We start from the raw sequence: 20,383 nt of genomic DNA, 5'->3' as shown, positions 1-20,383 counted from the left end.
CTAAACACCTCCTGCTGTTAAAGTCCTATTAATGATTTCCTGACAAATTGCATCGCCCATTTGTGCCGTTGTCGCTTGTCCACCAATATCTGCTGTCTTTACGATACCTTCCTGTAGCACTGTTGTAATCGCCTTAACAATGAGCTGTTCTAAATCGCTTCTACCTTGATGTCCAAGAAGTAAGGCAAGCGACCAAATTTGTGCAATGGGGTTAGCAATGCCCTTACCTGCAATATCTGGTGCAGACCCATGAACAGGCTCAAACATCGATGGAAAATCCTTTTCTGGATTCAGGTTTGCCGATGGAGACAGACCAAGTCCCCCGACAATAGCTGAGCCTAAATCGGATAAAATATCGCCGAATAAATTGGACGCCACAACCACCTCGAAATCCTGTGGACGTTCGACAAAATAGGCTACCAAAGCATCAATATAAATGGATTTCAACTGTAGGTCTGATGAGCTTTGTGCCACCGTTTTTTTTGTCTGTTCATCCCAAAATTTCATCGAATGAATAATGGCATTCGATTTTGTCGCACTGGTGATATTGGTTTTACCATGTTGCTTGGCATAATTACAGGCAGCTCGGACAATTTTTTCAATGCCAATCCGCGTCATAATGGTATTTTGAATGGTCATTTCCTGTGGCTGCTGCTGATACAGTCGACCACCACTATCCGAATATTCGCCCTCCGCATTTTCACGGAAGATGACAAAGTCAATGTCTTTACCATTCGTTAAAGGAGATGCTATCCCTGGCAACGATTTAATAGGACGGAAATTCACATACTGCTGGAAATGTTTCCGAATAGGCATAATTAATTGCCAAACCGTGACATCATCTGGCACACGAGCATCGCCAATTGCACCAAATAAAATCGCATCATATGTTTGAAGTGTTTCCAATGCATTCTCGGGCATCATACAGCCGTGCTGCACATAATAATCAGAGCTCCAAGGAAAAATGGTCGTTTCAATGTGTAAGGAACTGTCCTGTTCCTGCAAACATGTCAGCACCTTTAATGCTTCCTGCATTACCTCTTTTCCTATGCCATCCCCTGGTATGACGGCCATTTTTATTGACGTCATTGTTCATCACCCGCCAAAAATTTTAATGCTGCTAAACGGTAAATAGCCGTTGTTTCTGCTAATTCTTCAAGCTCTACATATTCATTGATTTGATGAGGGATTTCGCGATCTCCAGCACCGACCGTCACAATCGGGATGCCATGAACATGAAGAAACGTACCATCTGTCGCACCCGGAACACCATTATATTTCGGTTCTTTCTCCGTCACCTCTGCCACTGCCTCATAAATAGCCTGTACCACAGGATCTTCCTTAGCCGTTGCAGTAGCTGGCCGATTATCAAGCACCGTTAGTTCGACTTTAAAATCAGGGTCATCTGCTTGTAATCGTTTAATAATGGCCTCGATTTTGCCTACTAGCTCATCATGATCCTGAGCAGGCACCGTGCGGATGTCGAGCGTCGTCATACAATGATCTGGAATGACATTGATTTGTGCATCACCTTTAACCGGCGCACGTAAAATCGTTGGTGTGATAGATGGCCAATTCAGCATCGGATCACGCCCTAATCGTGCTTGCTCCTCTTTTTCCAATTTTTCAAGTTCTACGATAAAACGCGCCATACGCCAGTTTGGATTTATACCGCTCCACGAAATAGCACCATGCGCCATTTTACCGAAAATATCTACTTGTAAACGTATGGCCCCACGCTGTGCAATACATACATTATTTTCCTGTGGCTCACAGATAATCGCACCATCCACTCCATCAGCCCAGCCATTTTTAATAAAATGCTTAATGCCAAGCATTAGCCCCTCTTCATCACAAGGAATACATAAAATAATCTTGCCAGTAAACTCCTCTCGATCTAGCAGCAATGACTGGCAAGCCGTAATCATACAAGCCAGATTCCCCTTTGTATCATTCGTTCCCCTACCATACATACGCCCATCCACAATCTCTGCTCCAAATGGATCATAAGCCCAAGCCTCTCGATTGCCCTCTGTCACGACATCTGTATGTCCTTCGAAAAGTAATGTTTTCCCAGGCTTGCCCGAATCAATAATGCCAATTACATTCGGTCGCCCTGGCACAACTTCCTCTACATGCGTTTCGATGCCAATATCTCGTAAATAAGAGGCTACAAAAGTTGCCACCTCTTGCTCATTACCCTTCGGATCGTTCTCACGGTAAACGCTTTCAATTCGCACAAGCTTCTGTGTTAATGCAATGACCGCCTCCCGATCACGCACATACGATTTCGTTGCTTTCAAACTAGTTACTGTCATGCAAAGGCCCTCCTATTTTTATAGAATATTCTGAATTTATATCATTTTATCATTGTCCTTTCTCTATGAAACTAGACAATATGTTAATGATTCCTAGAATGACCTTAACTTTTTGTTTAGCAATAAAACGCTAGAAAATGACAAATTATTCTGTTTTACATGAATTTTTGATAGATTTTTTGAATAAAGAAGAGTTTATGGTTCGATTTTGGGGTGCTTGATTTTATAGTGAGTGAGTCGGTGCATCCTACTTTTGAAAGACTTGTTCTCCTTTTAGAGCTGAGCCTCACGCTACTTATGAGCGACCTTTTCTTTTATTTGAGAGCGAACCACCCTATCCCCTCCTAAAACGAAAAAAACCAGCAGCTGCTGGTTTTTTCCTGTTTATTGTTGACGGGATTCGGTCATTTGCTTCCAGACCGAGCCTTTTGCTTCCTCACCTTGTTCGATACGAGCAATAGCCATTTTCACTTGTAATTTCACTTCGAATTCTTTATCATCCTCAGCCGCTTTTAGTGCTGGTAAAGATTGCTCCGTGCCGACCTCATATAAATACATCGCTGCACGCCAGCGAACCAATTTGTTTTTATCCTGTAAGGCTTGCTGCATGGCTTCTTCAAATTCTACAAGGCCAAGATCACTCATACAGTCGCCTGCTGTTCGACGTACCGCTGCACTTTTATCCTGTAAGGCTCTTTCTAAATAAGGCACAACAGCCACATCTTCAATCATGCCTAAGTAGACAGTCGCTAGTCGACGAATGGACATTTGTTCATCCTGTAAGGCCAAATCAAGTAATGGTAAATCATCTAGCTCTGGATCAGCCATTTGATCGAGCAACTGGAAGCGTTTCTCCCATTCTGGTTGATTGAACTGCTCCACTGTCACTTTTATTTTAGCTGTTTTAATAGCTGCTTTTTCATCATCATTATTAATAGCTGTGACAATTTCTGCTAAACGCTCCGCAGAATACGTGACATCGATCTCCTGCTTGACTGTTTCTGCTATATCCTCAAGCTCGCCATAGCGTACACCATAATCAATCCATTTGCGTTGGAAAATATAGTTTTCATCTACTGCCGACTCAATAATTTGATTAAAGGCATCAACAAAGCGGTCACCACAGCTAACACGATGTTCGCGCTGATTATCAAAAACTTTTACTTGTAGTGGCACTTGCTTGTAAAACTGTACATGCACATAAACCTCACCATAAAATTCATTGGCTACAACGGTTTCATCTTGTGTTTGTACATCTTCCCCTAACACTTGACGAATGCTTGCGAGAATACCTTCCCATGCATATTTGGCATTACGCTCAACAGCAAAGAAATCGGCTACGTGGTAAACGCCCTTTACCCCTTCAATAGCTAAAATGGCTGCAGCCTCGTCAGTTGCCTCGTCTTTATTATCCTTTGTAAAATTATAGCTTTTCCCGAACGGTAGCTCTGTATCAACGACAATCTTCATCGAATTGGGACTTGGCGTCGGTTCAATTGTAATAATCTTCATGTCTATCGCTCCTTATCCGTTGACAATTTCATCTAAATAAGACCATCTTTCAATCAGATGCTCATAGTGAGCATTTAGCTCATCCAACTTGGCTGTTAATTCCTGTAATTTTGTAAAATCTGAGCCCGCATTCGCGATTCCGTCTTCAGTCTCCATAATGGCTGTTTCCGTCTTTTCAATGTCATCTGCAATCGTTTCCCATTCCTTTTGCTCTTTAAACGATAGCTTTTTCTTGTCTGATTTTGGCTTTTCGGTCTTCGCCTTTTCGACTTTTGGCGCCTCTGCTTTGACAGTAGCTGCCTGCTCGCGCTTCTCTAAATACTCACTGTATAGATCCAGCGTTTCCTCTACCTGTCCTTGTCCATCCAATATCCATAGCTTTTTCGCAATTCGGTCTAGGAAGAAACGGTCATGGGAAATCGTGATGACAACGCCAGGGAAATGCTCAATGAAATCCTCTAACACACCCAATGTCTCAATATCCAGGTCATTGGTTGGCTCATCAAGTAATAAAACATTTGGTTGCTCCATTAATAAACGTAATAAATGAAGACGTTTGCGCTCACCACCAGATAATTTTCCAATGGGTGTACCATGTGCGTGCAGCGGGAATAAAAAGCGCTCTAACATTTGAGCTGCTGAATAGCGAACGCCCTCTGCATCGGTAATATCATTAGAAGCCTCACGTATATATTCAATCATACGCTCATTTTCATTCATTTTCGGCAATGTTTGCTTGAAATGTGCCAGCTTCACTGTTGACCCTACAAGAATTTCACCTTGATCGGGTGTTAGCTCACCTGCCAGCATGTTCAATAAAGTTGATTTTCCTACACCATTCGCACCAATAATGCCGATACGGTCCCCCTGCTGTAGTAAAAATGAAAAGTGTTCAAGAATTTTTTGCTGTCCGAAGGCTTTCGAAATATTTTCAGCCTCTAGCACTTTTCGACCAAGGCGTGTAGTTGCAAGGCCCAATTCCAATGAAACATCCTCTGATTTGCGCTCTAGGTTATCCTCCAGCTTTTCAAAGCGTTGAATACGCGCTTTTTGCTTAGTTGAACGTGCCTTCGCACCACGACGAATCCATTTCAACTCTGAACGATAACGGTTGCGATCCTTTTGCGCAGAGGCAGCCTTCATTTCCTCACGAATAGCACGTGACTCTAAATAATCACCATAATTTCCTGTATGACGATACAACGTTTGATCTGCAAGCTCATAAATATGTGTCGATAATTCATCGAGGAAATAACGATCATGGGTGATGAAAATGACTGCACCCTTTAGACGTAGCACCATTTCTTGGAGCCACTCCGTTGACTCCACATCTAAATGGTTGGTAGGTTCATCCAATAAATAAAGATCTGCAGGTTCAATTAACACTTTGGCTAAGGCAACTCGTTTTTGCTGACCACCTGATAGCGTTAACACCTCTTTATCGAATGTTTCGATGCCTAGCTTCGTTAATGCCGTTTTCGCAAGGGCATTAACATCCCATGCCTGCTCTTCATCCATGCGCTGTTGCAGACTAAACAATGTCTTTTGTAAACTTTCGGATGTTGGGTTGACAGCTAGTGCAGCTACTGTATCTTCATATTGGCGATTGAGTTGTAAAATCGGTGAATCGCCTGCAAAGACAGCCTGTAAAACCGTTTCTCCAGCATTAAATGTCGGCTCCTGTGGCAAATAGGCAACACGGTATTTATTCGGACGATCGACTGTTATCATGTCTGCTTCTATATCTCCAGCTAAAATGGATAACAGGGTTGATTTGCCCGTTCCATTAATACCGATTAAGCCTGCTCGCTCTCCTTCATAAATGGTAAATTCAATATTTTGAAAAAGCGTTTTATCGCCCACCGTTTTGGTTAGATTTTGTACGATTAAATGACTCATTCCACTATTCCATCTCTTTCATGTTAGGTATTGTTCATGCCCACACGATTTTTATGTAGACGATTATTGATATCCATTATTCATCATAACATCATTTGACAGGTAAACAAAGAACAACAACCCGTACTTACGATGGGTGAATGTCCTGTAAATTCGTGTGCATAAGCTGACAAAGCTTGATGATTCCTTGTTCTATGTCCTGTGGTTTAGATACGAATGTAATACAAGCAATGGTTTGCCGTTTCTACCGATGATGAATTACTATTTATTTCTGATAAAAATATTTGGGCAAATCTTTATTCCCTTACTGCGTTAGACATTGCGTATTTTGAGGAACAAGACTTGGATCGTTTTTTTGAATTACTAAAGTTAGTCAAACAGAGTGGGGCAAACATTGACCATGTAAACGTAACAGATAGGAAAGAAGTTAGCCAAAGTACTGCTATTGGCTTTGATATGATGCTTGCTGAGAGCATAGACATAAAGGAAGAATTATTAGTTTCAATCAAGAAATCAAATTGGGAAGTTGCTAGTTTTTATGAAAATAAAAAATGAGTTGCAGAAAAAGAAAAAGTGCAAAATCGCCGTTTTACGTTTGATTCAAAATACAATGATTATTGGTTCAAATGTAGAGCAACAAATGACAAGGGCAAATGCACGAATATATTTGTCCAAATCTATTTCAAGGACCATAGCTTAACACAGGCAAATAGCCACCTAGAAGAAGAGTTCAACACGATATTTATGCTATTTGAAAAACGATACAGCTTTATAGAAGAGAGTTCAGATAATTCGATACATTTTACGGGTGCTGAAATTGCTCAATATGCAAGTACGGCCGATTTTATTAAAAAAATTTCAACTAATTTATTACAATAACAGGGTTATGTCAACAACTATCCTATTTTTTAATGGGGATTTTTTATGGAGTTAGCAGTCGTCAAAAATTTAGTTTTAACTATTGCTAACTTTGTGTTCATTTTAGAAAAAAACATCAATAATCGTCATGCATTAAGGGGTAAAATTACTGCGTAGTCTTTTTAAAACAGTCTACTTGACAGGGGTAAGTCCAAAAAATTTTTATTCGAGTTCACTTTTTAAAAAAGCGTTGATTTATTTTAATGCGACGCTAGTGCTCATATTTATGTTTCAAAAAAGTTAAGTTTAGTCAAACAATGATAAAAGAATCCCACGGAAAAGCAAACCTGTCTGCTTTCCCATGGGATTTTGTGTTTTGTGGTGATTAATCTTATTTTTTATAAACGGTTTTTTTAATGAAAGTACCATCTGGTTTATAAGCATGTCCGAAATTACATGTAGAACCAGTATCTACAGCATACTGAACTTTGTGGTGAGTTGTGAAAAGTTCGAAATAGATGCTTTCATCTGCTTTGATTGGTGTATTACTTGTGAACTCAACAGTGAAATCCTGCTCCAACTTAAATCCGATTTTAGCTTCGAGACCAGCTTTAGAGGCACCAAAAGTTCCGTCAAAAGTTGATTTAAAACTTTTCTTTTCTGATATTTTAAAGGTATCTGGACCATCTATAAAGAAGGTTTTATATGGGTAATTTTCGTTATACCAGCCAGACCCTAAGTCTTTTACATAACATATTTCGCCCTTCGCATACGGAGTAACTTCTTGGTCTGGTTTACTAAAGTCTGTTTCTGAAGGTGTATATTCATATTCAATTCTAACAGGAACTTCTTCTAAACCTTGTTCTACTGCAATTTCTTCCAATACTGACTTATCTGTAATAATTACAGATGATACACCTTCAGAGGACTGTAATTGCGTTTGCATCTCTAGGCTAATGGGTATTTTTGAAGTCATAGTATCTTCGCTTTCAATCTTCATACCATCTACCTTACAATCGGATGAAGAGGTACTCGCAAAAGATGTTGGAACTATTGAAAAACAAAAAATTGACGCTAAAAATAATGAACCAAAAGCTTTTTCAAACATTTTATTACCTCCTTTTTGTAATTCACTCATATTATAATGCATATATATATACTTTTAAAGTAAAATATGTAAATAATGCATTTATTAGAAAGGATTTGGTATTGTTGAAAAAATTTTTACTCTCTGTATATTTCGTAATAATTTCCTGCATTGGCATATTATTTGTACCAGTATCATTAAAGTGGGGGCATCAACTTGAATTTTATGATAAAAGGTATGTTCCTTTATGGCAATTACAATCTAAGGAACTCCAAGTTGATGATTATTATCCAATTTATGAGCTTGATATTGTGAGAATAGTATATGAAATTGGCATAGTAACTTTATTACTGTTTATAATATATTTAATACTAAAGGAAGTCTAAGAACTTAAAAAAGATGGATTTATAGAATTGTGGTAACTCCATTTCCTACCAATAGGGTGTGGTCTAACAGTAGCGCTTTGCCTCCTGATTCAAATGTGATAATATAAATTTTATTATCAATATCTGTAAGTAAAGTGGTTATAAATAACTAAATATAAAATAGGAATAATGAACTGATAAAAATTTTAGGAATGGCAAATAAAAGTGATACTATGTTGAAAACCATAATGGCTAATTTCAATAATTTCTAAGGTGATATTATCCCCTTTAGGTAGACAATGTTAAAAAAACTACAGTACGCTGTAGATAACAGTTTACTTTAAGGGGGTTTTTCTATGTCGAGAAAAAATAATACGTATTCAAATGAGTTGAAATTAGAAGTAGCACAGGCTTATTTGGCGGGAGAAGAAAGTATGCAAAAGGTTGTGGAAAAATACGAGATTCGTAATGTTTCACAAGTAAAGGTATGGTTGAGAAAATTTAAAGAAGTAGAATCGATTGAAGCGTTTAACCGTCTTCCATCTTCAGGGTCAGGGGCAAAAGACGTAAAAAATCCGTTCAAAGGCAAACGGATTCACTTCAAGGATATAGAAGAAGAACGTGACTACTACAAGGCACAGATAGAATACTTAAAAAAGCAGTACCCAAATCTGTAAATGGAGGAATGCCCACTTATCCAGATCGTTATCAAATAATTGAAGAAATGAAAGACCGTTATCCGATTACGTGGCTTGCAGAAATGGCGAAAATCCAACGTTCCGGCTATTATAAGTGGTTGAAAAATAGCAAGGTATCGTTGCGGAAACAGGATGATATCCTCTGAAAAGAACACATTTTAACCATTCATCAAACAAATAAAATGTATGGTTATCCACGCATAAAAATCGCTTTACGTGATAAAGGATTTAAGGTGAATCACAAAAAGTGTATCGATTAATGAGCGAATTAGGCATCCAATCCATCATCCGTAAGAAACGTCGCGTGTGGAAAAATCAAGTATCACGTACATTTGACAATGTGTTAGAACGCCAATTTAAAGACCGTGCAAAGAATGAAGTATTCGTCACAGACATTACGTATTTACCGACAGAAACAGGCTTTCTATATCTGTCTGCCATTCAAGATTTAAACAACAACGAAATTGTGGCTTGGCAAGTAGGCAAATGGAATGATTTACAGCTGATGATGGACACATTAAGCGGGTTAACAACAAAAAGAAATGTGTTATCGAAGCATCATCCACTCAGATCAAGGCTTTCAATACACATCCCTTAAATATCATCAAACAATTGAACAACTTGGCATGATTGGCAGCCATTCCCGCAAAGGTAATTGCCACGATAACACCTGCATTGAATCATTCTTCTCACACTTTAAAAGAGAATGTTTGTATCTTTTACAAGATCATTCTGAAGAGGAAATGATCCGAGCTGTTGAACAGTATAACTATAAACGCTTCCAAAAACTACTCAACCATCTGACACCGATAGAATATCGACATCAGATAGCTGCTTAGTCTTTTTAAAACAGTCTACTTGACAGGGGTAAATTCAAAGGCGGTTCTTTGTGCTATTGACCGATTTCGTGCTGTAATTGCTTTAAAAAGCTTTCCATAAATTGATGACGCTCTAAGGCCATTTGCTTGCCCTTTTCTGTCACCATTAAATCTTTTAGTAGTAGTAATTTCTCATAAAAATGCGTAACAGATGCAGTATTTTTTTGACGATATTCTGACTCAGACATATTTGTACGTGCGTCTTCGTCCTTATCATATAGCTTGCGACCTTTTGCTCCACCGTAAGCAAATGTTCTAGCGATGCCAATAGCCCCAATCGCATCTAAACGATCAGCATCTCGAACAATCTTTGCTTCCAATGAGGTTGCTTCTAGCTCATTTCCACCATTAAACGACACTTGTGCGATACAGTCTCGAATATGCCGCTTTTTTTCCTCGCTAACAGGTAACTCTGCAATAAGCTGTTCTTCCTGTTCCTTGCTATCAGTATACTTTTTGTCACTAACATCATGCAAAAGCACCGCTATTTTGACCACCTCAACATCTGCTGTAGGCTCGGTATGTAAGATAGCTAATGCGTTTTGATAAACGCGTTCAATATGTTGAAAATCATGACTAGCATCAAATTGTGCATATACTTCACGTACTTTATTCATTAAATGATCCATCATGTACTCTCATTCCTTTCCTATAAGATTATACTGTACTTTTTCGAGTAAAAGGTAATGTAGTAAAATAAAAAAACAACACCATTTCAATTGACAAATTTTTCTGAATATTATATGATAAACGTACAGAACAATCTATTTGTTCTGTATCTCATATTTTTTTAGTCGTGTACAACAGCTATGTGTTTGACAAATGGAACATCAACTTCAGCGGGCTTACAATTGAATAACCTGTTTTAAAGATGACGTGCGTATTGAAAACCAATCATCTAAACAAATAAAAGTGAACACTTTCCCTTAGAAATTCTTTGTTTAACCCGCATAGCCATATGTACATGCAAAAAAATATGAACAACAAGTTAGTTTGATGCATGACCAAAAGGATTTCACTAGATGTAGCAAAAGTGAATTGTTTTTTATTAATGGTTGTTACCTTCTTCTAGTCAATTATTTGAGTATGTATGAACGTAGCTCCTCCCATTAATGAAAATCGTGCACGATCCTTGTTTACAGCTTGTGAACACCATGTTCAATGAGTTGTGCTCATTAGAATGAAAAACATGTAAGCCATAAATGTATGAAGCGATAAAGGAAGTAGGAACAATTTTGATAAAAAGTATGACCCTCCCGCTGAAGGACAAATAAAAGCTGCCCATCTTACAATCAAGTAGATGATGGCAGCTTTTACTGTTTTGTCTTTTTTCTTTACAGTACGTCTTGAATGATTGCATCAATTTCCTGTAAAAGGGCTTCATTTTGCATCGTTGAACTTAATTTCAAATTAGCTTGGTCTACGTGGATAACTGCTACATGCATCCCCTCTTGAATACTTGCGCTTGGCACAGGAATCATTTTTTCGATATCGAATGTCATAATGAGATCTGGAAATTTCGATTGCACCTGTCCTTCCTTCGATAACGTCATATATTCATTCCAGAAAGTTAGGTGATAATCACCAACTGCTAATTTCCCAACATCAAAGCCATTTTCCTTCGTTAATGAATATTTCTTTACTGCACCTGAAACGATGTGTACCCCATTCAATTGCTGTAAAACATGAGCTAATTTTTCTTCAAAAGTTTGTCCCTTTAAAAAGCCATAGCCAAGCTCAATGGCCATTGTGATGGCATTTGGTGCACCATGCTTCTGTAGATAGTCAATCGTCACTGGATTTCTTGTTACGCCTACAAGCCCACCTGCTAAAATAGAGGCTTGGCGTGCTGTTTTTGCCGTATTGTGTAAAGTTCCTTCCACAAAACCTTGAACTGCAAAATGAGCTTTTCCTCCTGCGTAAAATTGTACGGATTGATAATTTGGTTGTTCATGTAGATTTAAAGAACCCATAATACCTGTCGGATGTGCTCGTCCATTACAAGGAGCGTCAACGACTGGGACATTTAATAGGACCGACTGTAACCAGCCATTAATCGTCGTATTGGCACCATTTTCATTCGTAATGATGCCCTTCAGACGTTGATCGCAATAGTGATTCATACTATGGTAGCTCCAACAAAGCTGCTCGCTAGAAATGTATTGATCGGCTGCTGATGGTGCGCCGACCATTGCTACACATGCCACTAAGTCCTCATGATTTAATTCAGAGATATCCATTAATTGAGGTGTCCCAGCAGCAAAGATTTCCTCCACTAGCTTGAGCCCTTCCTCTAGGAGACCACCTCCGCCACCACCAAGGATTGCTCCTCCATAAACTGCAGCAATCCCATCCTCATATGATAATACTTTTACCATTCAACCTTACTCCTTTCTATTTCCCTATTTTTAGAATAGAGGAGAAGAAGCTATACAACGCATCTCCAGCAATGACACCCGCTGCAAAGACCGTCATTTCAGATTCTCTCTTACCTTTCGTCATATACGTGAAAATAACACGAAGCAAGATACCCACTAATACAGCCCAACCAGCAATCGGGTTAATCAGTAATAAACCAGTAGCAAACAGGATACCCATTTGTCGTTTTGAACCACCTATTAATTGAATCAATGCACCAGGAATCGCCCAAATCATTAATTGTTTCGCTACATCGCCTGTAACACCTGATTGAATTGTCGCTGCATAGACATGATTCACTGGTGCTACTAAACCTTGTGCAAAATAAGATTTATAGGAAAGTAGAACAACTACTGCTGAAATCGAGAAGGCTAACATACCCGCAATCATTTGCTGCTTGCGTCCTTCTTTTTCTAAAGCTGGGTCACTACCATTTCCACGTAAAATGAAACCTGTTTTCAAATCATAGCCCATATCGGCAAATGCTACCCCCGTAGCGGCACTATAGCCTGCTAATAAAGCAAGTGCTGGTGCTGGGAAACCTATTAAAATACCAACAATTAGTGTAATAAATGCCACTGCAAATGCTGGGAACCAACCTGCATGCATCGCTGCAATACCAACGATTAGCTCATGGACAAATGCTGCAATTGTTGCGAAAATGATGAAGCCTATTAACATACCGAATGACATATGTGTAATTATTCCGCCTAAAAGGGCGATTAATAATGCAATGACTAAATAAGCAATAAAACCTACACCAAAACCTTGGCGAATTTCTTTAGCATCTTTTGAATAGCTTAACTCTTCTGACTTTTTAGCAGAGCGTTTATTCATTAATGTAAATGCTACTTGGAAAAGAGCCACAATTCCGGCACCAATCATAATACCATGTGGAATATAATAGGCATTTAAATCAACATTAAATAATTGAACAGAATAGCCTCTTAGTAAAAGACCAATTCCAAACATCGTCAGCGCCCAAATATTGCCGATGAACGCCACCCCAAAAGCTGACATTGGAATTTTAAGAACAGCTCCCACGATACCGATTAATACACCACCAACTAATACCTTTGCATTTTTACCGCCTTTATCGCCAGCTTTAATAGCTTCAGCAGTTGCAATCCCTGGTGGCCAAGTACCTGCTGCCGGGAAAATCTTTGTATCAAAAAATTTATATAATAATAAAGCATCAACAAACATCGCTAAAATAACACCGATAAACAATGGTAAAACTAAATTTTCATAACCTAAAACGTATGGAATACCGATTGGCAGCATTAAGCTACTTGCTGCACTAAATGTAGCCGATGAAATCGCCGTTTGAATAATATTTTGTCTGTGCACGGATTTGAATGCAATGAGCTTTCCTATTGGTATTCTTCCGAGAATCATCGCAAATATTGCCCCAACGATCGATGTATTAGCAGAAATCCCTAAAGTTGTAATCAGTTGAATCCCAATAATAGCCCCAACGACAGATGTTAAGACGATCATTAGTAACGTTACAGGCTCTAAAGCCCTAGGATGTAATACTTTATTATTCATAGTGACAGCTCCCCTATTGTTGTTATAGTTTTGAAATGTGTGATTGTATTTGCTGAGCTACTTTCACTAACTGTTCAAGCATATATTTCTCCCTTTGATCATTTAAATCATATACCAAACCAGAAATTGTAAGAGATGCGATGATTTCTTTTTTATAGTTAAATAATGGTACACTGATGCCAAATGCATGTTCATTATACTCCCCAACCGTTCCACACCAGTTGTTGCGACGGATTTGCTGCAGCTCTCCCTTTAATGATTCAAGGTAGGACTTATGTTCTTCTTTCGATTGTTCCTCTTGAAAGAAGGCTATTAATTCGAGCTGTCTGTTCTCCTCTAAATAGGCAAACATCACCTTACAGGAGGCACCGATGTAAAGGGGTGTCTTCGTTCCTAAAGACACCGCATACTTTACATTTTTATTGCTTTCGGCTATTTTTGTTGTGACACCATATTCATTGTCCATATAAGTAAGAAATACTGATTCATTCATTTCACTAGCAAGATTTTGCATTAATTCATAAATGGTCGAGTGTGGGTCTTTTGAATTCGATAGCACATCATAAAAAAGGTACATTTTGTAACCTAATTTATATTTTTTAGTGTATTCATCCTGTATTAAATAACCCGCTTCTGTAAATGTATTAATGGTTCTTTGCACAACACTTGTCGGCAACTTCATCATGCGTGAAATTTCACGAACACCTAATGCGTTTTCTGTCGTAGCAAAGCATTCTAGTATATCCAATGAGTTTTTTAATGTCTTGACAGTCATTTGTTTCTCCCTTAAGCGTTTTGATAAGCGTATTGCTTTCTCGCCACTTCTTCAGAAATATATTCATTTAATAAATCACGTTCAATGGCTTCCGTGCTTCTTTCTAATGGATTGCCGTAACCACCGCCAGTTGCTGTAACAAGCTCAATACGGTCTCCTTTTTGCAATTCATAATTGGCAAGTACACCTACTGGTCCAACCTTCGTTCCATCCTTTTTATGAACGATTAAATAATTGTGAGAGCCTTCCCCACCACCATTTAAACCGAATGGCGCAAATTGATGTCTGCCTAGGTTCACAGAAACCTTTTGACCATCATGATTGACTGTATAGACACGACGTACACCTAAGCCACCCCTAAATTGACCGACACCAGCACCATCGCAGTTTAAACTATATTCGTCAATTTGAATACCGTATTTTGTTTCTGCAATTTCCACAGGAAGGTTATAGGTTTCACCATCTCCCATGCAGTATTGCCCACTTTGACCATCCTCATCATTTGCTGCTCCCCAACCACCAACAGATGGTTCAACAATTAGGAACGACTCATCATTTTCAGGGTTTTTACCTGTTAAGATAAATGTACAAACGGACTGTAAATGCCCTGCCGATAATCTTTCTGGCAAATGCGGTGCAAGAGCTTTCCAAATTAAATCCGCAGCCCCAATACGCGCCTCAAAGTTCATGGATACAGGATGTGGACGTTTAGCGGAAACAATCGAATTTTCATCTGTGATAATCGTTAAGCGTTTAAAGACACCCTCGTTAATTACATCAATATCGCCAAGTAAAGCTAAGAACATAACGCGCACACTTGCCATTAAACCAAATTGTGAACAGTTCACTGGCACATTGACCGCAGGATGCGAGCCTCTAAAATCACAAATAAATTCTTCATCACTAATCGTTACTTTCACTTTAATTGGATAGGGTCCGCCCTTTAATGGATCCCCTTCAATAAAGTCTTCCGCATAAAATTCACCTTTTGGTAAATGTTGAAGCTCAAGCTCTACAATTTTCTCCCCCTTGTCCAATAATCTTTGAATGGACAATTTCACCGATTCAGCACCAAACTTCTGACAAAGCTCTGCAATGCGTTTTTCACCTGTTTTTAAGGCTGCCACTTGTGCAAACATATCGCCAATTGAAAGCTCTGGTAAACGAACGTTCGTTGCTATAATTTCATAGACCGCCTCGTTCAACTCCCCTTTATGATAAAGTTTGACACCTGGTAGCTGTAAACCTTCCTGATAGATTTCATTAGAATTACTTGTAAACGAACCTGGGTCCATCCCTCCTACCTCTGTCCAGTGTGCTTTATTGGCAGAGTAAGCAATAATTTCACCTTTATAAAAAATCGGTAATACTAAGCCCACATCCGATAAATGCGATCCACCCCCAACATATGGGTCGTTAATAATAATGACATCGCCTTCATGCAACTTTCCATTATCGAATTTTTCAATAACACGTTGCACCATTGGACTTAGCATCCCAATAAAGCTTGTGACACCATTCCCTTGGCTAATTAAATTACCTTTGGCATCCGTTAAACCACAAGCGTAGTCTAATACTTCATAAATAACTGGGCTCATGGATGAACGTGCTAGAGCCACAAACATTTCGTCCCCTATGGCTAGCAATGAATCTTGAATAATTTCTACTGCAAAAACGTCTTTTTTCATGTTTTATTTCCCCTCCATCTCTACAATCAAATTGCCATATTTATCAATTTCAATGGATTGCTTGTCATTGATTACGACCGTAGATGTTGGATTTTCCACAATAGCAGGACCTGCAATGACATAACCTGGTACGAGCTTTTGTTGATCGTAGACATTGACCTCTACCCAACCTGTTCCCTTCACATATAAATTACGCTGTGCTTTGATACATGTGGAAGCGTCGACCTGTGAGAAGTCTAGTTCCTTAAACTGAACTGCCTCATCTTTTCCGTAGATTGTAAGATGTAAATTGACTAACTCAATGGGCGTAGCTGGTAAATCAAATGAAAACTCTTGTTTATGTTTAACATGGAAAGCCTCCGCTAATTCGCGTAGCCCCTCTTCTGTAATCGTGCTAGTCGATGCGTTCAATTTCACTGCATGCTCTTGTCCTTTGTATCGTAAATCATAATTAATCTCAAAATAATAATGATCCTTTGATAAAGGGGCATCCGCATAGGCATTGGCAATCGCCTGATCAATATTTTCTTGAATTGCCGCAAGATGGTTGGCATCAAAGCCCATTAAACTTGTTTGAATATAATCTTGTCGGTATTCTGTCATCATCATACCTAATGCTGAAAAGACGGAAGAACCATATGGAATAATCACTTTTTTCATACCTAATTCTTCTGCTAGGTTAATCGCATGTAGTGGGCCACCACCACCGAATGCTACCATTGTGAAGTCTTCTGGATCATAGCCTTTACGAATCGAAATCAACTTCAGTGCATTTAACATATTAGAGTTCGCAATATCTAAAATACCTTGAGCCGCTTCTTCTGCCGTTACATTAAACGGTTTCGCAATGGCTTCCACTAGAGCCTCCTCTACTTTGTCAATGGATACTGGATTATCAAAGTTTTCTAATGATAATCTTCCTAAATACACATTTGCATCGGTAATTGTCGGCTGTGTATTGCCTAAGCCATATGCCACTGGCCCTGGGTTTGCACCAGCAGAATCTGGACCAACCTTTAACGAGCCAAATGGATCTACACGTGCGATGGAGCCACCGCCATTACCGATTTCAACAATATCCACTACAGGCGTTTTAATTGGATAACCCGCAAATTTTTCATTTCTTTCGATATAGTAATCTGTTGTCACATTTACTTTGCCATCTGTAATAAGGGAGCATTTTGCCGTCGTCCCACCAACATCGAACGCAATAATATTCGATTCATTGAGTAGCTGCCCTAATTTGGCTGCCCCAAACATCCCCGCAACAGGACCAGATTCCACTAAATTGATCGGTAGCTCCATTGCTTTATCAAAGCTTGTCGTCCCACCATTTGATTGCATAATTTTTAAATGGTCTGTAATACCGATCGTACTTAATTTTTCTTTTAAGCTTTTTAAATAGGCATGGGCAATCGGCTTTACATAAGAATTCAACACCGTTGTATTCGTTCTTTCATACTCACGATATTCTTTAATGGTTTCACTTGAAAGTGTGATATACACCTCAGGCCAAATTTTTAAAATTTCCTCTTTTAGCTGTTGTTCATGAATAGGGTTTTTATAGCCGTGAATGAATGAAATGGCAATCGCCTCAACACCCAATTTTTTAAATTTACGAACGATTTCATCGACTTCTTCGGTGTTAAGCGCTTTCATAATATTTCCTTTAAAATCGATGCGTTCATCCATTTCCTGTCGTAAGTAACGTTCTACAAATGGTTGTGGCTTTTTATATTTAAAGTTATATAAGTCCGGTCGATTCCCACGTGCAATTTCTATGACGTCACGGAAGCCTTTAGTTGTAATTAACCCAACTACGCCCCCTTTTCTTTCCGTTAATGTATTGATAATAACCGTTGAACCATGAATAAATGATTCAATCAGAGATTCTTCTGTAACATGTCGTCCTAATACATTTAATATGCCATCCTCAAAGTGACCAGGTGTTGTATGTCCCTTATCAAAATGAAGATTTCCTTTTTCATCTGTGAAAACTAAGTCGGTAAAAGTACCGCCAATATCTGTTGCGATTTTCAAGACTGCATCCCTCCATGTTCCTATTATCGGAACAGTGTTCCGAATTAGAATTAAGTAAATTATATTTAAAAGAAAAAGAAAATTCAATGTATTTTTTAAATAAAAATTCATTTGACAATTAATCTGCGTTGTAAAAATCCGCTCTATCTTTCCAAAATCAGAGAACTATTAATAAAAAATACCAAAAACATTTATATAAGGAAAGTTCTCATGATTTTTTTGCAACATAAAAAAGATCCTAATTTTCACTAGAATCTTAAAATTTTTTAAAAAAATTAACTTTTATGAACTTTCACTCATGTAGTAGATGAAGAAATCAACTAAAATTTCACATTTATGCCATCCTTGAATTGTAAATAGACGATGAGTCGTGCGGAAAATAAATAGTAGCTCTCTTCCAAATTATGCAGAGAGCATCTAGGAACCAAGTTTTCCCCTTTATCCATTAAAAAAAGCTGCCCATTTAAGTTGGGCAGCTTTAAAGAAGATATTAGAATAATCCTACCGCATGGCCTTCATTATCAACATTCATGCGAAGGGCAGCTGGAGTTTTAGGTAGTCCTGGCATGGTCATAATATCGCCTGTCAGACAAACTAGGAAGCCTGCACCAAGCTTTGGAATAACTTCACGAATTGTGATCGTAAAGCCTTCTGGTCGGCCGAGTAAACTTGGTTGGTCGGATAAAGAATACTGTGTTTTCGCCATACAAACTGGCAGAGAGTCCCAGCCGAATTTTTCGATTTGAGCAATTTGTTTTTTGGCTTGATCTGTAAATTGTACATCTTTTCCGCCATATACCTTTTGCACAATCGTACGCACTTTTTCTTCAATGGACTCCGTTACATCATATAAAGGAGAGAAGTTGTTTTCTTCTTCAAGCACAGCTAATACTTGTTCAGCTAGTGCTAATCCGCCTTTCCCGCCCTCTTCCCAGACATTTGTACGGGCAATACGAACTTGATTTTCCTGACACCAGTTCAGAACAGCCTCTAGCTCCGCCTCTGAGTCTGTAATAAAACGATTTAACGCAATAATCGGTTCAACACCAAATGTACGTACCGTATCAACATGCTTAGCTAAGTTTTCAATTCCTTGTAGCAGGGCATTCACATTTTCGTCAACAAGTGCCGTTTTCGGTACACCACCATGCATTTTTAAGGCACGAATCGTTGCTACGATAACGACTGCACTTGGTTTAAAGCCCGCTTTACGTGCTTTAATATTCATAAATTTTTCAGCACCTAAATCGGAGCCAAAGCCCGCTTCTGTTACGACAATGTCCGCTAGCTTGCGAGCAGTTTGTGTCGCCATAATGGAATTACAGCCGTGGGCAATATTAGCAAATGGACCACCATGTATAATAGCTGGAGTGCCTTCTAATGTTTGAACTAAGTTTGGCTTGAAGGCATCTTTCAATAATAATGTTAAGGCACCTTCTACTTGTAAATCACGTACAAAGACAGGCTCACGCTCAAATGTATAGCCAACCACAATGCTAGCTATGCGTTCACGTAAATCCTCAATACTTGTCGCTAAACAGAACACCGCCATAATTTCGGAGGCCACTGTAATATCAAAGCCGTCCTCGCGCGGCATGCCCTGAACAGGGCCACCTAATCCCACAACCACTTTACGAAGGGCACGATCATTTAAGTCCATCACACGCTTCCAAATAATGCGTCGTGGATCAATGTTTAATGCATTTCCTTGATGGATATGATTATCAATGAATGCGGATAAAGCATTGTTGGCTGTTGTAATCGCATGAAGGTCACCAGTGAAATGTAAATTAATATCCTCCATTGGTACAACCTGTGCGTAGCCGCCGCCAGTTGCCCCGCCTTTTACGCCCATAACTGGACCCAATGACGGTTCACGTAAAGCGACCATTACTTTCTTATTTAATTGATGAAGAGCATCTGCTAGTCCTACAGTAACCGTCGACTTCCCTTCACCTGCTGGTGTCGGACTAATAGCTGAAACTAGCACAACCTTTGCGTCCTCACCCTGAGCTGTAATTTTTAAAGGATCAATTTTTGCTTTGTAGCGTCCATACTGCTCAAGAGCATCCTCTGGAATACCCGCAGCATTGGCAATTTCCGTAATCGGTTTGATTACTGCTTGACTAGCGATTTCTAAATCTGATAATGGTTGATTTTTCGTTGTCATTTGGCATCCTACTTTCTATGTTGTTCATTTCCATTATAGTCTTAATTGTGAAAAAAAAGAAAGCCAGATACACAAGCATTTCGACAATCAATTGACATCTTTGTTCAATTCATGTATGTTCTAAGA

General features: G+C 38.9%; 19 protein-coding genes. 7 read left to right on the top strand and 12 right to left on the bottom strand.

Annotation, left to right across the window (positions count from 1 at the left end; genetic code table 11):
- The 4 genes from NV349_RS08235 to NV349_RS08220 form a co-directional block, all read right to left on the bottom strand.
- Positions 1–1,089, bottom strand: a complete 1,089-nt coding sequence (locus NV349_RS08235) for a tartrate dehydrogenase (protein WP_058844696.1) — start codon at positions 1,087–1,089, stop codon at positions 1–3.
- Positions 1,086–2,318, bottom strand: coding sequence for a M20 family metallopeptidase (locus NV349_RS08230; protein WP_271912928.1), 1,233 nt, complete (start codon positions 2,316–2,318; stop codon positions 1,086–1,088). Before NV349_RS08230 ends, NV349_RS08235 begins: the two co-directional genes overlap by 4 nt.
- Before the next feature lie 384 nt (positions 2,319–2,702).
- Positions 2,703–3,830: a conserved virulence factor C family protein gene (locus NV349_RS08225; protein ID WP_271912927.1), complete on the bottom strand. Its 1,128-nt coding sequence runs from the start codon at positions 3,828–3,830 to the stop codon at positions 2,703–2,705.
- 12 nt (positions 3,831–3,842) lie between these two features.
- Complete coding sequence (locus tag NV349_RS08220; RefSeq protein ID WP_036121545.1) at positions 3,843–5,729, bottom strand: ABC-F family ATP-binding cassette domain-containing protein; 1,887 nt, start codon at positions 5,727–5,729, stop codon at positions 3,843–3,845.
- 342 nt (positions 5,730–6,071) lie between these two features.
- Here NV349_RS08220 and NV349_RS08215 point away from each other — a divergent pair, with 342 nt between their 5' ends.
- Both NV349_RS08215 and NV349_RS08210 read left to right on the top strand, forming a co-directional pair.
- Positions 6,072–6,284, top strand: a complete 213-nt coding sequence (locus NV349_RS08215; RefSeq protein WP_036121542.1) for a hypothetical protein — start codon at positions 6,072–6,074, stop codon at positions 6,282–6,284.
- Between the two features lie 18 nt (positions 6,285–6,302).
- Positions 6,303–6,608, top strand: a complete 306-nt coding sequence (locus NV349_RS08210; RefSeq protein WP_145991324.1) for a hypothetical protein — start codon at positions 6,303–6,305, stop codon at positions 6,606–6,608.
- Positions 6,609–6,978: 370 nt separating this feature from the next.
- On the opposite strand, the gene NV349_RS08205 is transcribed toward NV349_RS08210, so the two are convergent.
- Positions 6,979–7,695 carry a hypothetical protein gene (locus NV349_RS08205; RefSeq protein WP_036121539.1) on the bottom strand — a complete coding sequence of 239 codons (717 nt, stop codon included), beginning with the start codon at positions 7,693–7,695 and terminating at the stop codon, positions 6,979–6,981.
- Positions 7,696–8,395: 700 nt separating this feature from the next.
- On the opposite strand from NV349_RS08205, the gene NV349_RS08200 reads away from it, so the two are divergent.
- From NV349_RS08200 to NV349_RS23185, 5 genes are read left to right on the top strand one after another with little or no spacing between them, the layout of a single operon-like run.
- On the top strand, positions 8,396–8,716 hold the full coding sequence (locus tag NV349_RS08200) for a transposase (RefSeq protein ID WP_271912921.1): 321 nt from the start codon (positions 8,396–8,398) through the stop codon (positions 8,714–8,716).
- Between the two features lie 8 nt (positions 8,717–8,724).
- On the top strand, positions 8,725–8,883 hold the full coding sequence (locus tag NV349_RS08195; protein ID WP_155273184.1) for a hypothetical protein: 159 nt from the start codon (positions 8,725–8,727) through the stop codon (positions 8,881–8,883).
- Between the two features lie 9 nt (positions 8,884–8,892).
- On the top strand, positions 8,893–8,997 hold the full coding sequence (locus NV349_RS23190) for an IS3 family transposase (protein ID WP_442916447.1): 105 nt from the start codon (positions 8,893–8,895) through the stop codon (positions 8,995–8,997).
- On the top strand, positions 8,985–9,335 hold the full coding sequence (locus tag NV349_RS08190; RefSeq protein ID WP_155273183.1) for a hypothetical protein: 351 nt from the start codon (positions 8,985–8,987) through the stop codon (positions 9,333–9,335). The genes NV349_RS23190 and NV349_RS08190 overlap by 13 nt, the downstream gene beginning before the upstream one ends.
- On the top strand, positions 9,280–9,576 hold the full coding sequence (locus NV349_RS23185) for an integrase core domain-containing protein (protein WP_340808770.1): 297 nt from the start codon (positions 9,280–9,282) through the stop codon (positions 9,574–9,576). The genes NV349_RS08190 and NV349_RS23185 overlap by 56 nt, the downstream gene beginning before the upstream one ends.
- Before the next feature lie 53 nt (positions 9,577–9,629).
- Here the strand turns inward: NV349_RS23185 and NV349_RS08185 are convergent, their stop codons facing one another.
- The 7 genes from NV349_RS08185 to NV349_RS08155 all read right to left on the bottom strand — a co-directional run bounded on the left by NV349_RS08185 (position 9,630) and on the right by NV349_RS08155 (position 20,257).
- Positions 9,630–10,244, bottom strand: coding sequence for an HD domain-containing protein (locus NV349_RS08185; protein WP_036121558.1), 615 nt, complete (start codon positions 10,242–10,244; stop codon positions 9,630–9,632).
- A 705-nt stretch (positions 10,245–10,949) separates the two neighbouring features.
- Positions 10,950–11,993: an S-methyl thiohydantoin desulfurase domain-containing protein gene (locus NV349_RS08180; protein ID WP_058844692.1), complete on the bottom strand. Its 1,044-nt coding sequence runs from the start codon at positions 11,991–11,993 to the stop codon at positions 10,950–10,952.
- Positions 11,994–12,009: 16 nt separating this feature from the next.
- Positions 12,010–13,584 (bottom strand): OPT/YSL family transporter, encoded by a 1,575-nt coding sequence (locus NV349_RS08175; protein ID WP_036123027.1) that lies wholly within the window; start codon positions 13,582–13,584, stop codon positions 12,010–12,012.
- A 22-nt stretch (positions 13,585–13,606) separates the two neighbouring features.
- Complete coding sequence (locus NV349_RS08170; RefSeq protein ID WP_036123024.1) at positions 13,607–14,359, bottom strand: IclR family transcriptional regulator; 753 nt, start codon at positions 14,357–14,359, stop codon at positions 13,607–13,609.
- 11 nt (positions 14,360–14,370) lie between these two features.
- Positions 14,371–16,047, bottom strand: a complete 1,677-nt coding sequence (locus NV349_RS08165) for a hydantoinase B/oxoprolinase family protein (protein ID WP_271912916.1) — start codon at positions 16,045–16,047, stop codon at positions 14,371–14,373.
- A gap of 3 nt (positions 16,048–16,050) precedes the next feature.
- Entirely contained in the window at positions 16,051–18,087 is a 2,037-nt protein-coding gene (locus tag NV349_RS08160; RefSeq protein WP_089932528.1) for a hydantoinase/oxoprolinase family protein, read from the bottom strand.
- Between the two features lie 490 nt (positions 18,088–18,577).
- Positions 18,578–20,257 carry a formate--tetrahydrofolate ligase gene (locus NV349_RS08155; RefSeq protein WP_089932530.1) on the bottom strand — a complete coding sequence of 560 codons (1,680 nt, stop codon included), beginning with the start codon at positions 20,255–20,257 and terminating at the stop codon, positions 18,578–18,580.
- Positions 20,258–20,383 lie beyond the last annotated feature (126 nt).

Origin of the sequence: Lysinibacillus sp. OF-1 (genome assembly GCF_028356935.1) — a bacterium.
Lineage (GTDB): Bacteria > Bacillota > Bacilli > Bacillales_A > Planococcaceae > Lysinibacillus > Lysinibacillus fusiformis_D.
Note: the sequence above shows the minus strand (reverse complement) of the source record. Positions and strands in the feature narration are given on the sequence as shown.